Here is a 13717-nt window from a genome sequence, read left to right on the forward strand (position 1 = left end):
AAACGGATAACCGTCCACATTTGCATTTACGGGCAAACTATTTTAGTTTGTGCATATTAAAACAGATCATGAAAAAAATTATTTCATTTTTATCACTTGTCTTCTTTTCCTTTTCCCTTGCAAACGCCCAGGTACCGGCTGCTGCCGCCAATCTCAAGGCCCAGGCCGCAAAAATGGGTACGGCTTTACTGACGAAGGATTATAAAACTTTTGCTGCTTACACCCATCCCAAAGTGCTGGAGCTTATGGGTGGGGCAGATAAAATGACGGCCATTCTCGATAAAGGTAGCGAAGCCATGAAGGCCAAGGGCATTAGTTTTGAAAAGATCACCCTGGAGCAACCACTGAAAATAGTAAAGGTGGGAAGTGAGCTGCAATCTTCTATCGTGCAGCACCTGCTGATAAAAATGCCCAATGGCAATACCCAGACCAGCTCCACGTTGTTGGGATTTTCAGAAGATAATGGCGTACACTGGAAATTTTTAGATGCCGGTAATAAAGACTTTGCTACCATTCGTAAGCTAATACCTAACCTGAGCGCAGACGTGGTAATCCCAGCACAGCAGGCACCGGTGAAGGTGCCATAGGCTACTTAATCCTTTTTATTAAATTTGAGCGCTAACTTTTGCGAGGATATGTTCACTAAATAGATGAGCTACTTATCTGCAAGGAAATAACATGCTGCTGCCTCCTGCATAATGCAGGCCTTCTATGGAAGGAGGGCATGTTACTCAATGATCCCGTTCCGGAATGCATACAACACCAGCCCCACCGAATTTTTTACTTTTAGTTTTTCCAGTAATTTTTGGCGAATGCCTTCTATAGTGCGTGGGGAAAGGAAGATTTGTTCAGAAATTTCCTGTGTAGTTAGTTCTGCGCAGATCAGTTTCAGCACCTCCAGTTCCCGATCATTGAGTTGTATATCGTTTTTGAGCGTGGGCTTGAAATGCTGTTTGTTCTTGTGCAATACTTTTTTCAGCAGGGCCAGGTTCACGTTTTCATTGAAATAAAAACCCTTCTCATAGGTTGTGCAGATGGCCTCATAAATCTCTTCCGGCTCTGCATTTTTGAGCAGGTAGGCATTGGCGCCATTTTCTACCATGTGTACGATAAAATTGTCGTCTTCATACATGGTGAGAATAATCACTTTTACGTCGGGGTATTTTTCTCTTACTTTCACGGTGGCCTGTATACCGTCCATGCGGGGCATTTTCAGGTCCATGAGAATTACGTCGGGCACTTTTTTCTGCATAATCTCCAGCAGGTGTTCCCCATCGTCTGCTTCCAGCACTATTTCAATGTTGCTATAGGGAATGAGCGTGTTGATCACACCACTACGGAATATTTTGTGATCGTCTGCGATAGCTACTTTAATGGATCGGCCCATATCTGCTGCGTATTTACAGGCCGGGGTTATAGTCTGATACACTGATGCGCGCAATGGTTCCCCCGGCTGTTCCTGGTACAAAGTTGATGTTTCCGTTGATAATTGTCAAACGGCTTTCAATATTTTTTAATCCCAGGCTGCCTGGCTGTTGCCGGGCTGCCTCCAGGGAAGTAAGCAGCAATCCGTTGCCATCGTCCGTAATTTCTATGAGTAGTTGCGTGGAACAGGTTTGATAATGAATGATTACCTGCGATGCCTGGGCGTGTTTCAAGATATTGTTAATCAGTTCCTGTACCACGCGATAAATGTTCAATGCAACGGTGCGGTCTACCGGTTGGGTATTTTCCGGGCATTGGAATTGAATTTTAGTTTTCCGGTTCTTGTTCATCAGGCTACAGAACGAGTCCAGCGCATTGGCCAGCCCCAGATTGTCCAGCGACTGGGGGTGCAGGCGTTGGCTGATGAAACGTAATTCCTGGATGATGGTATCGGCAAAGTCGCGGATTTCTTTGAGTCTTTCTCCATCGTTATGGCCATTTTTTGCCTGTTGCTGCAGGCTGCCAAGATTTAGTTTCAGTACGCTCAATTGCGCGCCTACCTCGTCGTGGAGATCTTCGGCAATGCGCTTACGTTCTTGTTCCTGGCCTTGCAGTACTGCTACCAATCGCTCTTGCTGTAGGTCCAGGTCTTTGTCACGCAGGGTTAGTTTATGCTGGATAACTTGTTTTTGCTGAGCCATCACCAGGATCACGACCAGTACGCCCAAAATGAGCATAATGGCGGTGCCGATCACAATAATCTCAACTATATCCATTCGTTGTTGTTTTAACTTTCAACAGTCCAATAAAAATAAGGATTAATTGGATGATGCCCGCTACGAACGAAAGGGAAAGAATATACCCGGTGGTGCTAATGGAGTGAATAGAAAAATAATTGTAAGACAAGTTTTTCAGCATGGTACTGCATAAATAAATAAAGAAGCCGGCGTTAAACCAGAAATCAGGGAGGGTATTAATAAAAATGGATTGTTTTATAAGTGTTTCATCGCGCAGTAATTGAAGGAAAAATATTACACCATATACAATCAATACGAAGTTACGGGCAGATGCGAAGATAGAATTATAATGTAAAATTCCTTCCAGTCGGAACAAGTCTAATAAAAAAATGATAAATACTGGCAGCATCATCCACCATATTGCAGTGCGCATGATCTTACTTTTGATAACGGTGGCGTAGAAAACAGATAAGATAACAAACTGTACCATGTACATCAGGGCGAAAAACCACATGTTATTTCCCCATATCATGCTAATCTGCGTAGTGCCACTGGCAAACACAATGCTGGATACCAGGTAAGCAAACACCCATCTTCCTGCTTCTTCCAGTTTTTTAAATTTTAAAATGAAGGGTACCAAAAGCAAGCATTCGATCCCCAACATGATGTAAAAAATGATACTGTAAGTTGCCACTAAGATTAAATTAAGAAATAACGAGGGTGTATAAATCAGGACGCTACAAAACAGTGGTAGGCGGTTTGGAAGGTGGGCAATGATCCGGGCAGGGAACACCATCGTCCAGGAAGGCAGCACTGATTGTTTTAGCTACCGCTGCCTTGGGGTCTGGGGCATCCATGGGATTTCCATGAATATCGTACCCTTCTTTATCGACTGCTGTTAATACCAATCTTTTAGTGTAAGGCTGAGCGAGGTCAGGATTAGCCTGCAAACCATAATATACGCGGATACCCACCGCGCCTGAAATGTTTAACAATTCCTGTACCTTTTCGGCGCCAAAAAAGAAAGCGCGTGTTAATGTTTGTTTTTGTGATGCATTTTGTTTAGTATAATTATTTACTAAATCATGTGCGGTTGCATGGCTAATAAAGCTACCGGCATCCGGCTTAAATGGATTGTTACTAGTAGAGCTCATAGGAATAATAATGTTTTTAAAGTAAAAGTATCATAAAAATTCACTGATAAAACGCCTGGTCAACGGGATGTTATGCCGCATTTAATTTTATATGGCTTGAAACCCGCTGCGATGCTGTATTTTAGCTGTTTAAGTTATCTGTTGAGCAGGAGGTGATTCCGTATTTCTCCTACAAAAATGCGTAGAAGTACGCTTTCCTTTTTTCAGGTGCTGCAACGCTTTTATTGCTGCCCATTGTTATGCATCTTTGTAACGTTGGTTATCTGGCCATTTTACCCCGGTATAACTTGCATGGTTTGTTTCCCCGCACTGCGTATTGAAAACAGGTTGGCTGCCCTCCTTAAAAACAGCCCGTTAATTGTACAATTTAAACATTAGGCCCCAAAAAGTTTATAACATGAGCTATCAGCTAATTGGCAATCTATCTGCCCTGATTTGTGATGATGGCATAGCACCATTAGCCAATGCCACCCTTCGTATTTACCTGCCTGAACTTAGTATCAACAATGAGGTGGATTGGCTGGGCATTGTCCGGGATCCTATTCCTTTATCTGCCGAAGCAGTAGCTCAAAAAGCAGACCGGCTACTAGCGGAGGTGGTCCTGGATGCAGCTGGTAATTTCCGGGTTGCCTGGCAGGAAATCCATCTTTTCACAGAACCCCTGGAGTTAAACATCTGCATCACCAACATAGCTGGGTTAGGTAATCCAATGGCCAGTCCGCAACACTTTAGCTTGGGCATGTTTGTGCCGGACTGGAAACGGCATAAAGAAATATACATGGCTGCATTCGCTTATATAGTGCCATCGGAGTGCTGGGCTCAAATTCACCACCAGCTTCATGTTTGGGCCATTACAGGCATTGTTCGTCACTATCGCAACCACCTACCTGTGTCCAGGGTAATTGTACAGGCCTTTCAGGAAGGTAGTGGTAAAAAGCTGGGAGAAGCTTTTGTGAATGAGCAAGGTCGCTTTCGCTTGCAGTTTGCCTATAAGCCGCCCCGCCGGCGTTTACCACCCGAAGGTAATCCTACAATGCAGAAAGGTCCCCATGTATTTTTTAAGGTACTAACAATGGAGGGGGCCACCATCTGGTCGGAAAACCGCGCGATGGACTTGCAGCCGGAGTGCCAGGGCTTAGCTACCTGCACGAAGCAAGAAATTTATGTGAAGCCTTTGACAGTGCTGAAAAGTACACAGCTGTTTTCGGGATGGCGGCAGTTGTTGCAACGGGTAAGGCTGCGCAGGAAATATGTAGAACATTACAGCTTGGTATAAAATAAACTGACCAGCCAGCAACGTGCACTGTTATTGCATGGCAGCTTATTGGGTCACGTGGTTTTGGTTGCTTGCTTTCATAAATAATTGGCATTCTATATTTGAAATTCATCTGTTTTGCAGATGACCTTTTTTTTGCGCCCGTTTTTTTCAAGGGTACTCAGAACCTGGGATGAAAACGGGATAATGTATCGCGGAGGAATTCGCGGTCCAGGTGTGTGTAGATTTCCGTGGTGGTAATACTTTCATGGCCCAGCATTTCCTGCACGGCACGCAAGTTGGCACCGCCTTCTACCAGATGGGTGGCAAAGGAATGCCGGAAGGTATGGGGCGACACCTGTTTTTTGATACCTGCCTGCTGCACCAGTTTTTTGATCACCAGGAAAATCATAACCCGCGTAAGCCCGCTGCCACGGCGGTTCAGGAACACAATATCTTCCTGGCCTCTTTTAATATTTAACTGGCGGCGGTCTGTCTCCAGGTAAAGATTTACGTATTGAATGGCCTGGCGGCCTATGGGTACTAGCCTTTCCTTATCGCCCTTACCGATCACCCGGATAAAGCCATCATCAAAATACAATTGCGATATTTTCAGGTTTACCACCTCGCTTACGCGTAGGCCACAACTGTACATAATTTCCAGGATGGCTTTGTTGCGATGGCCTTCTGCAGTGCTAAGGTCTATTTGTGCAATGATCTCCTCAATCTCTGTAAAGGTGAGTACGTCTGGCAGTTTGCGCCTTGTTTTGGGAGCTTCCAGGAGTTGGGTAGGATCTTCCGTAATGATGTTTTCCAGTAAAAGGAATTTGTAAAACGACTTAATGCCTGAAATAATACGGGCCTGGGAAGGAGCCGTCATTCCCAAGCCGGCTATCCAATGTATGCAGCCCTGCAACTGGGTAAGGGTAACCTGTTGCGGGGAAAGCGCGAGGCCGTTACTTTGCAGGTATTGCTCCAACAAGGCTACATCATGGAGATAAGCCGCAATAGAATGTACCGAGAGCGAGCGCTCCAGTTGCAGGTAAGCTTTAAAACTGTTCAGGTAAGACAACCACATAAGGCAAAGGTACAATGTACAAGATAGCAAGCGGGTAGGGGGCTAAAAAAAGAGGCTCACTATTGAAGCGAGCCTCTGAACGATCATTATTAAAACGGATTAAAACTTTTCCAGTCCGCTGAAAAAGAAATCGCCTTCGATCTGTGCGTTTTCATCGGAGTCGGAACCATGTACTGCGTTATGGCCAATGGATTCGGCATATTTCTTACGGATGGTACCTTCTGCTGCGTTAGCGGGGTTGGTAGCACCAATCAGGTTGCGGAAGTCTTCCACAGCATTGTCTTTTTCCAAGATGGCAGCCACCAAGTGACCGCTGCTCATAAATTCCACCAGTTCACCATAAAAAGGGCGTTCTTTATGCACAGCATAAAATTCACCTGCTTTTTCAGCGGAGAGGCGGGTCTGCTTTAATGCCACGATGCGGAAACCGGCTTTACAGATCATGTCGAGAATGCCGCCGATATGACCGTTCTGAACGGCATCCGGCTTAATCATGGTAAATGTTTTATTGCTCATTGTTGTTGAATTGCGGGATTTATATATTACTATATCGTTATGTGTTTTCGGGTAATCCGCTCACATAGAGCGTTATCGGCCGCAAATGTAACCACAATTTCGGATGGTATAAAAAATTTTGAAATACTGGCTTTAATAAAGAACTTCGCACTTCCTTTGCCATAAAAAGCGAAGGCATTACATAGCTTGTAAATAAACAATATTTCAGTTCTGAATGAAGCCAATCGAGGATATTAGACCCTTACTGGACAGCCCTAAAAAAGTGATCATCACCATGCATCAGAAGCCCGACGCCGACGCGATGGGTTCTTCGCTGGCCTTGTTTCACTACCTGCGGCGGCTGGGTCACACAGTATCGGTGATCTCTCCCACGAATTTCCCGGATTTCCTGAAATGGATGCCAGGTTGCGATGAGGTGATTGATTTTGAATCCATGCAGGATAAAGCGGTGACGGCTTTAGAAAAGGTAGATTTATTGTTTTGCCTCGACTTTAACACCATCTCGCGCACCAAACACCTGGCACCTTATCTGGAAGCACTGCAATGCATTAAAATCTTGGTAGATCATCACCTGGAGCCACAACCCAACTTCGATTATGGAGTAAGTGATACCTCGGCCAGTGCTACTGCCTTGCTTATTTACGAAATGATTGTAAAACTGGGAGATGAACAGTATATTGATGACGCCATTGCACAATGTCTGTATGCCGGCACTGTAACCGATACGGGATCGTTCCGTTTTGCTTCTACCAGCAGCCGCGTACACCGCATGGTGGCCGATTTGATGGACCGGGGATTGAAACATGAACCCATTCATCAGGCGATCTATGATAATTTCCTGGAAAACCGGCTGCGCTTTTTAGGCCACAGCCTGTTATACCGCATGGAAGTTTTCTACGAATACAACACGGTGATGATGGCGATTCCTTATGCAGACCTGAAGAAATTTGACCTGCAGACTGGCGATACAGAAGGATTGGTAAACTTTCCCCTGCAAATTCAGGGTATAAAAATGGCAGCCCTTATTATAGATCGCCATCAGGAAGTGAAACTTTCTTTCCGCTCTAAAGGCGGCTTCGACGTGAACACCTTCGGTCGTAAATATTTTGACGGAGGTGGTCACTTTAACGCAGCGGGCGGTCGTAGTACCGATTCGCTGGAAAGAACAGTGGAGCGTTTTATCCAGGCACTGGAAGAGAATGAAGAAAAATTGAGATGAACATTAAAACCTGTTAATACTAATATAATCAAATGAAAAAGAACACTCTGTTGCTTGTTGCGGCTGCCGGCTTAATGATTGCAGGCTGCGGTAAAAGCGTTAAAAAGACACCAGGCGGTATTGAATATACCGTGTATAAATCCGGTAGCGGCCCACAGTTGAAAATTGGCGATACCGCGATGATGAACATCGTACAGCGCATCAACGACTCCACCCTGGCGGATTCCCGCAAGATTATTGGTGCTCCCGTACCGGTGCTGGTGCAGAAATCCAATGAAAAGTACGACCTGATGGAAGGCATCGCCTTGCTGAAAGTAGGCGACAGCGCTACCTTCATTATTCCTTGGGATTCTTTGCCAGAATTTCAGCGTCCTCCTTTCGGCAAAAAAGGTGATAAAATCAAGATCACTTTTGCGGTAGCAGGTCTCTACAACGCTAGCGCACAGCGCGAAAAAGATGAAAAAGCCATCCAGGAATATATCACTAGTAACAAATTACAAACTACCAAAACTCCGGAAGGCGTTTATGTAGCAGTTACCGAACACGGTACCGGCGAACAGCCCAAAGCAGGTGATACCGTGTACGTACACTACACCGGCAAATTGCTGAATGGCAAAGTATTCGATTCCAGCCTGGATACCACGCTGCGCCCAGGTTCCAAGGTGCAACCCATTAAGTTCCCGCTGGGTCAGGGCTTCGTGATCAAAGGTTGGGACGCTGGTTTGTCTACCCTGAAAAAAGGAGACAAAGCTACCCTGGTGATCCCGTCTTCACTGGCTTATGGTCTGCAAGGCAGTCCTCCAGCCATCCCGAGCAACTCTGTACTGGTATTTACCGTAGAATTGGTAGACGTGGTAGCAGGTAAAGCTCCCGCTGCACCTACTACTCCGGCTGCTCCGGCTACTCCTGTAAAGAAATAAGAAATAAGCTTTACCATAAAAAGAAAGCCGCACGATTCACTCGTGCGGCTTTCTTTTTATGCTTTCTTTTATCACGCATACCCATCTATCAGCAGCGTGTACAATTTAACCTTCAGATCCTCTGGCGACACATCCATCGACAGCTCGCCGTCTTCGGCATAGGAAATGGTACCCCTTTCTTCTGAAACCACGATAGCCAGGTTATCGCTATGCTCTGTAATTCCCACAGCAGAACGATGCCGCAACCCTATCCGCGAGGGCAGGTCAGGATTGTCGGATACGGGCAAAATTACCTTAGCAGCCAATATGCGGTTGCCCACTATGATCAGTGCACCATCATGCAGGGGGCTGCTTTTTTCAAAAATACATTCTATCAGCCGCGCTGATACATTCCCGTCTATAGTGGTGCTGGACGCACTGTCAAATTTTAGCCGGTAAGTGGTGGCAATGATGATGAGCGCCCCGGTTTTGCGGGAAGCCATATGGCTTGCTGCCATTACGATTTCGTTGATAATATTTTCTTCCTCGCGGTAGCTCTTAAACTTATCGGGCAGGAATAATTTAGTCAGAAAGCTGTCTTTACTGAGTGGCGTTTTCTTGCCCAGCACCAGCAAAAATTTGCGGATTTCCGGCTGGAAAATAATAATGATGGCGATAATGCCTACGTTGATAAAGTTCTGAAGAATGTTGCTAAGGATAGGCATTCCCAGGAATCTTACCAGGAAATATACTGCGTACACCACCAGCAGTCCCAAAAAAATATTGAATGCCAGGCTGCCTTTTAGCAGGCGGTATAACTGGATCACCAGGAATACCACGATGAGCAGGTCCAACACATTGAGCCAGCGAAAATTAAATCCATAAAAGTGAATCACATCCTTCATGCCGTAAAAATAACGTTTAGCGATGAGTTATAAATTTTCCTGGTGTTTCCATAATTCCCGGAAAACAAGACCATGCGCACGGAGGTGGGCGAAACTGCCTTCTTCTACAATACGGCCCTGGCGCAGCACGTAAACGTAATCGAACAAGCGCAGCAAGTGCAGCCGGTGCAGGGAGGAGATTACTGCTTTATCGGCAAAAGCCAGGAACAGGTCTTCGTAGAGCTGCATTTCCGTTTTGGGATCTACGCTGCTGGTGGGTTCGTCCAGTAGTACCAGCTGGCTATCCCTGGCCGCCAGTATGCCGCGGGCTAGCGCCAGTCTTTGTTTCTGGCCACCGCTAAGGTTCACGCCCTTTTCGCGGATGTCGGATTGCAGGCCTTGTGGCAGTTGTTGTATCACTTCGGCGAAATGGGCGCGCCGGCTTACTTCCATCACCGCTTCTTCTGGAAAAGGAAGACCCAAAGTTATGTTGTACGCAATGGTGTTTTCAAATATCTCCGGCTCCTGCGGAAACAGGGTTACCGATTCATTAATGGTATTCAGCGAGTAGGGCTTGCCATCTACGTATATGCGTGCTTGTTGAGGTGAATAAAGTCCACGCAGCAGCGCGAGCAGGGTACTTTTACCACTACCGCTTTCGCCAATAAAGGCTATGCGGGTACCTTTGCGGATGTCCAGGTGAATGTTTTGCAGGCTTTGTGGGCGTTCCATTGCTGGCAGGTGGTAAGAAAATTGTAACCCTTCTATGCGGATATGCTGCCAGGTGGCCGGCAGGTCGCTAGGCTGGTCGGCACGATGCTGTTCCGTATAGGCGTGGCTGATAGCCGAGGCAGTTTCAATGGCGGTGTTAAATTGCACGATCTCTGTATACTGCCAGGCCACGTCCTGGAATACGCTGGTAAAATTGGTTACAAATCCTAAAAGGGTTACCAGACCGGCCACATTGAACAAGGTGCCGGGTGTCCAGTGCTGGAAGATATAGCCGAAGGTAATGACGCAATAAATCAGGGCGATAAGTGAATCTGCGGTAAACCATTTCCATTCATTGATCAGCGCACTGCGGGAAAATGGTCGCAGGATGGCATGTACCCGGTGCAGCAATCCCTTTTCCACGCTCTCCTCCAGCCGCAGGGTGATAACCGTCATGATGTTAGACAATGTATCGAATAACGTGGCCGAAACTATATGCTCTTTTTCGTTCACTTCCGCTTCGGCCTCAATGAAAGGACGGTCAAAACGGATAATGACCACAATCACCAAGCCGCCCATCAGCACGCCTATGCCGCCATACAGCGGAGAGAAATATAACATGGCAGCTACGCTGAAAAAAAACTTTGCTATGGCATGTAGGTACATAAAGCCCCTGTCAAAAAACTGCCGCAACGATTCGTAGGCCTTGCGCACCCGGTTGATCGTAGCGCCACTATGATGATCCTGGTGCCACTTTACCGGCAGGTGTAGCACCTGGTGGTAGCGTTCCTGTAAGAAATTGCGGCTCAGGTTAAAAGCCAGCCGCCGCTCCATGATGCGCGCCGGACCGTGAAAGGCCCATTGCAGCAATTTAAAGAACACATACAGCCCAACATACATCAGCGCATACCGCAGGATGTGCTGCGTATCATGCTGCAACTTTCCCACGAACCAACCAAGTAAAACCGGGTTGGCCGCATCGCAGGCATTAGCGAAAATGAACAGAATATAGGTGAGCACATACTGCTTCCGCTCCCTGCGCGCATATTTCCAGGCTGTTTGTAATAAGTTGATATATGGGTTGCTCATATGGAAGGTGTTAAGTGCCCCGTAACGCGCAGGCGGTAAGGCTTTTCCTATTTTATGGTTCTAACATGTTAGGCGGTAGCAAGGGTATGGTATAATGTAACTGCTTCCATGGCGGCCTTTACATCGTGTACGCGCAGCAAGCGGGCGCCGCGTTCCAGTGCCATGGAGTGAATCACGGTGGTACCATTCAATGCATCGGAGGCGGTATTGCCCAACACTTTATAGATCATCGATTTCCTGGACACGCCTGCCAGTAGCGGGGCTTCCAGGATGCGGAAAGCAGCCAGGTGGCGCAGCAGGGTGTAATTATGGGCAATGGTTTTGCCGAAGCCAAAGCCGGGGTCTACGATCACGTCCTCCATGCCGGCCTGTTTGCACACTGCCAGTTTTTGAATGAAATAATCCAGCACTTCCTGCACCACATTTTCGTAGTGGGGGTGCTGCTGCATGGTATCGGGGCTACCCTGCATGTGCATGGCTATGTAGGGTACACGCAGTGCGCCCACGGTGGGGATCATCGCTTCATCCAAATCGCCGGCACTGATATCGTTGATGATGGCGGCACCGGCTTTAACGCAGCAGGCTGCCACGCTGGCATAAAAAGTATCTATGGAAATTATAGCCTCTGGATGTGCTTTCAGGATGGCGGTGATGGCGGGCAGCAACCGTTCCATTTCCTGATCGGCCCCTACCTTGGTAGCGCCGGGACGGGTACTTTGCGCGCCAATGTCGAGGATGGCGGCACCTTCCAACAGGTGGCGGCTGGCCTTGCTCACCACATCGGCCAGGGCGCGGCTACGGCTATCTGCAAAAAAGGAATCTTCGGTCACATTAATTATACCCATCACCCGGGGTTGGGAAAGGTCCAGCAATTTTCCCCCGCAGCGGATAGTGAAATCATCCCGTAATAATGTATTTTTGAAACTGCTATTGGCCAAGGCAATATGTTTTTGGTCGTCACAAAGGTAGGCATTCACCGCTTGCTTTTAAGTTGAACAAATCAAGATAGAAAGCCGTCGCTGGTTAGCATAGCGCCGGGGACTTACCCATATGGAACAAACACTGCTGCAATACACCCAGGCCCTCAACGCCTGTAAAGATATTTTTATTAAGAAAGCCGCTGATTACGGAACTTCCTGGCGCGTGCTGCGCCCCATTTCGGTGGTGGACCAGCTTTTTATCAAGGCACAACGCATCCGCAATATCCAGGAAATGGGCGTACAAAAGGTGGAAGACCGCATTGATAGCGAGTTCCAAGCTATTGTGAATTATGGGATCATAGCCCTCATACAGTTAGATAAGCCCATAAGCAATCCCTACCAGGACATGCCCCTGACCGAAGTACAGCAGCGCTATGAAGCAAAAGCCCACGTTGTGCAAGAGGTAATGGAGGCTAAGAACCACGACTATGGCGAGGCCTGGCGCGATATGAGCCAGGAATCATTCACCGACCTCATTCTTACTAAATTGCTGCGCATTAAGCAAATACTGCGCAATGACGGCAAAACCCTGGTGTCTGAAGGCATAGACGCTAATTTCGTGGACATCGTTAACTATGCTTTGTTTGCGCTGATCCTGATCAAAGAAAAACAGTAATCTGATATATACCATTCAACGCTTCAACTTTCACCAACTAACCATTACCTGCAATGAAACTACTGCTGAATATTTTACGTGTGATTGTCGGGGTACTGTTCATTTTTTCTGGCTTGGTAAAAGCCAACGATCCGCTGGGCCTTGCTTATAAAATGGACGAATTTTTTGACGCCCTGCACCTGGTGTTCCTCTCACCTTACTCCCTGTACTTTTCCGTGGTGATGAACGTGTTGGAAATTCTTTGCGGCGTGGCCCTGTTATTTGGATATGCCATGCGCTTTTTTGCTACACTGCTGTTGCTGCTCATCAGCTTCTTTACCTTCCTTACCGCCTATGCCCTGTTTTCTGGCAAAATCCGCGAGTGCGGCTGCTTTGGCGATTGTATTCCCCTGTCGCCGGTGGCCACTTTCTGGAAAGACGTAGCCCTGCTGGTGATGATTGTGGTGATCTATTTTTACCGCGACCGCCTGCAACCACTGCTGGGCCGTATGGGTTCTATTCTTTCCCTGCTGGCGGCTTTCCTGTTTTCCATCGGCATACAGTTGTACGCCCTGCAGCACCTGCCTTACGTAGATTGCCTGGCTTATAAAGTGGGAAATAATATCTCCGAGAAAATGAAACTGCCGCCTGGTGCCCAGCCCGATGTGTATGAAACAGTGCTGATCTACGAAAAAGCCGGCGAACGCAAAGAATTTAGCGCCGATAATTATCCCTGGCAGGATAGTACCTGGAAGTATGTAGACCGCCGCGATAAACTGGTAAAGGAAGGCAATGCCATTCCTGCCATTAAGGATTTCTCCCTGAAAGACTTCGACGGGGGAGATCATACCCAGGAGCTGCTATCGGAAACCAAACCTACCTACCTGCTCATGGTACAGGATGTATCGGAGGCCGGGGAGGAATGGGACGAAAGTATACATGCCCTGCAACAAAAATTGCAAGCCGGCACCATTCAACTGGTGGGCGTTTCCGCCTCCCCGAGAGAAGCGGTCGATACGTTTACCGCCAAACATGGGCTGCTGTTTCCCTTCCTCACCATGGACGCCACCGCTATCAAAACCGCTGCCCGTAATAATCCCACCCTCATCCTGCTGGACAAGGGTACTATCAAAGCCAAATGGGCTTACCGGGATTTTCCGTCGTTTAAAAACTAA

At 47.2% G+C, this 13717-nt stretch carries 15 protein-coding genes; 6 read left to right on the forward strand and 9 right to left on the reverse strand.

Annotated elements, in window-relative coordinates; translation table 11 throughout:
• Positions 1–68: 68 nt before the first annotated feature.
• On the forward strand, positions 69–587 hold the full coding sequence (locus GA0116948_RS16345) for a hypothetical protein (protein ID WP_089714156.1): 519 nt from the start codon (positions 69–71) through the stop codon (positions 585–587).
• 140 nt (positions 588–727) lie between these two features.
• Here the strand turns inward: GA0116948_RS16345 and GA0116948_RS16350 are convergent, their stop codons facing one another.
• The 4 genes from GA0116948_RS16350 to GA0116948_RS16365 form a co-directional block, all read right to left on the reverse strand.
• Positions 728–1387 (reverse strand): response regulator transcription factor, encoded by a 660-nt coding sequence (locus GA0116948_RS16350; RefSeq protein WP_089714158.1) that lies wholly within the window; start codon positions 1385–1387, stop codon positions 728–730.
• Between the two features lie 13 nt (positions 1388–1400).
• Entirely contained in the window at positions 1401–2201 is an 801-nt protein-coding gene (locus tag GA0116948_RS16355; protein WP_089714159.1) for a sensor histidine kinase, read from the reverse strand.
• Positions 2188–2826 carry a hypothetical protein gene (locus GA0116948_RS16360; protein WP_123891850.1) on the reverse strand — a complete coding sequence of 213 codons (639 nt, stop codon included), beginning with the start codon at positions 2824–2826 and terminating at the stop codon, positions 2188–2190. Before GA0116948_RS16360 ends, GA0116948_RS16355 begins: the two co-directional genes overlap by 14 nt.
• Positions 2827–2899: 73 nt before the next feature.
• A complete protein-coding gene (locus GA0116948_RS16365) occupies positions 2900–3316 on the reverse strand; it encodes a hypothetical protein (RefSeq protein ID WP_089714162.1) in 417 nt (138 codons plus the stop codon).
• Positions 3317–3713: 397 nt separating this feature from the next.
• On the opposite strand from GA0116948_RS16365, the gene GA0116948_RS16370 reads away from it, so the two are divergent.
• The gene (locus GA0116948_RS16370) at positions 3714–4592 is read left to right on the forward strand and encodes a hypothetical protein (RefSeq protein ID WP_089714164.1); all 879 of its coding nucleotides are present in this window, start codon (positions 3714–3716) and stop codon (positions 4590–4592) included.
• Between the two features lie 160 nt (positions 4593–4752).
• Here the strand turns inward: GA0116948_RS16370 and xerD are convergent, their stop codons facing one another.
• Together xerD and GA0116948_RS16380 are read right to left on the reverse strand one after the other, a co-directional pair.
• A complete protein-coding gene (xerD, locus tag GA0116948_RS16375; protein ID WP_089714166.1) occupies positions 4753–5649 on the reverse strand; it encodes a site-specific tyrosine recombinase XerD in 897 nt (298 codons plus the stop codon).
• Between the two features lie 99 nt (positions 5650–5748).
• Complete coding sequence (locus GA0116948_RS16380) at positions 5749–6165, reverse strand: nucleoside-diphosphate kinase (protein ID WP_089714168.1); 417 nt, start codon at positions 6163–6165, stop codon at positions 5749–5751.
• 214 nt (positions 6166–6379) lie between these two features.
• Here GA0116948_RS16380 and GA0116948_RS16390 point away from each other — a divergent pair, with 214 nt between their 5' ends.
• Both GA0116948_RS16390 and GA0116948_RS16395 read left to right on the forward strand, forming a co-directional pair.
• Complete coding sequence (locus GA0116948_RS16390; RefSeq protein WP_089714172.1) at positions 6380–7384, forward strand: DHH family phosphoesterase; 1005 nt, start codon at positions 6380–6382, stop codon at positions 7382–7384.
• Between the two features lie 32 nt (positions 7385–7416).
• Positions 7417–8304, forward strand: a complete 888-nt coding sequence (locus tag GA0116948_RS16395; protein ID WP_089714174.1) for an FKBP-type peptidyl-prolyl cis-trans isomerase — start codon at positions 7417–7419, stop codon at positions 8302–8304.
• A gap of 71 nt (positions 8305–8375) precedes the next feature.
• Here GA0116948_RS16395 and GA0116948_RS16400 read toward each other — a convergent pair whose 3' ends face one another.
• From GA0116948_RS16400 to folP, 3 genes are all read right to left on the reverse strand, one after another.
• A complete protein-coding gene (locus tag GA0116948_RS16400; protein ID WP_089714176.1) occupies positions 8376–9188 on the reverse strand; it encodes a diadenylate cyclase in 813 nt (270 codons plus the stop codon).
• A 27-nt stretch (positions 9189–9215) separates the two neighbouring features.
• Positions 9216–10967: an ABC transporter ATP-binding protein gene (locus GA0116948_RS16405; protein ID WP_089714178.1), complete on the reverse strand. Its 1752-nt coding sequence runs from the start codon at positions 10965–10967 to the stop codon at positions 9216–9218.
• A gap of 68 nt (positions 10968–11035) precedes the next feature.
• The gene (folP, locus tag GA0116948_RS16410; RefSeq protein WP_240619242.1) at positions 11036–11944 is read right to left on the reverse strand and encodes a dihydropteroate synthase; all 909 of its coding nucleotides are present in this window, start codon (positions 11942–11944) and stop codon (positions 11036–11038) included.
• Positions 11945–12017: 73 nt separating this feature from the next.
• Here folP and GA0116948_RS16415 point away from each other — a divergent pair, with 73 nt between their 5' ends.
• Both GA0116948_RS16415 and GA0116948_RS16420 read left to right on the forward strand, forming a co-directional pair.
• The gene (locus GA0116948_RS16415; protein ID WP_089714180.1) at positions 12018–12563 is read left to right on the forward strand and encodes a DUF1599 domain-containing protein; all 546 of its coding nucleotides are present in this window, start codon (positions 12018–12020) and stop codon (positions 12561–12563) included.
• Positions 12564–12616: 53 nt separating this feature from the next.
• Complete coding sequence (locus GA0116948_RS16420) at positions 12617–13717, forward strand: BT_3928 family protein (RefSeq protein WP_089714182.1); 1101 nt, start codon at positions 12617–12619, stop codon at positions 13715–13717.

The sequence above is a fragment of the Chitinophaga costaii genome (genome assembly GCF_900094705.1).
GTDB classification, from domain to species: domain Bacteria; phylum Bacteroidota; class Bacteroidia; order Chitinophagales; family Chitinophagaceae; genus Chitinophaga; species Chitinophaga costaii.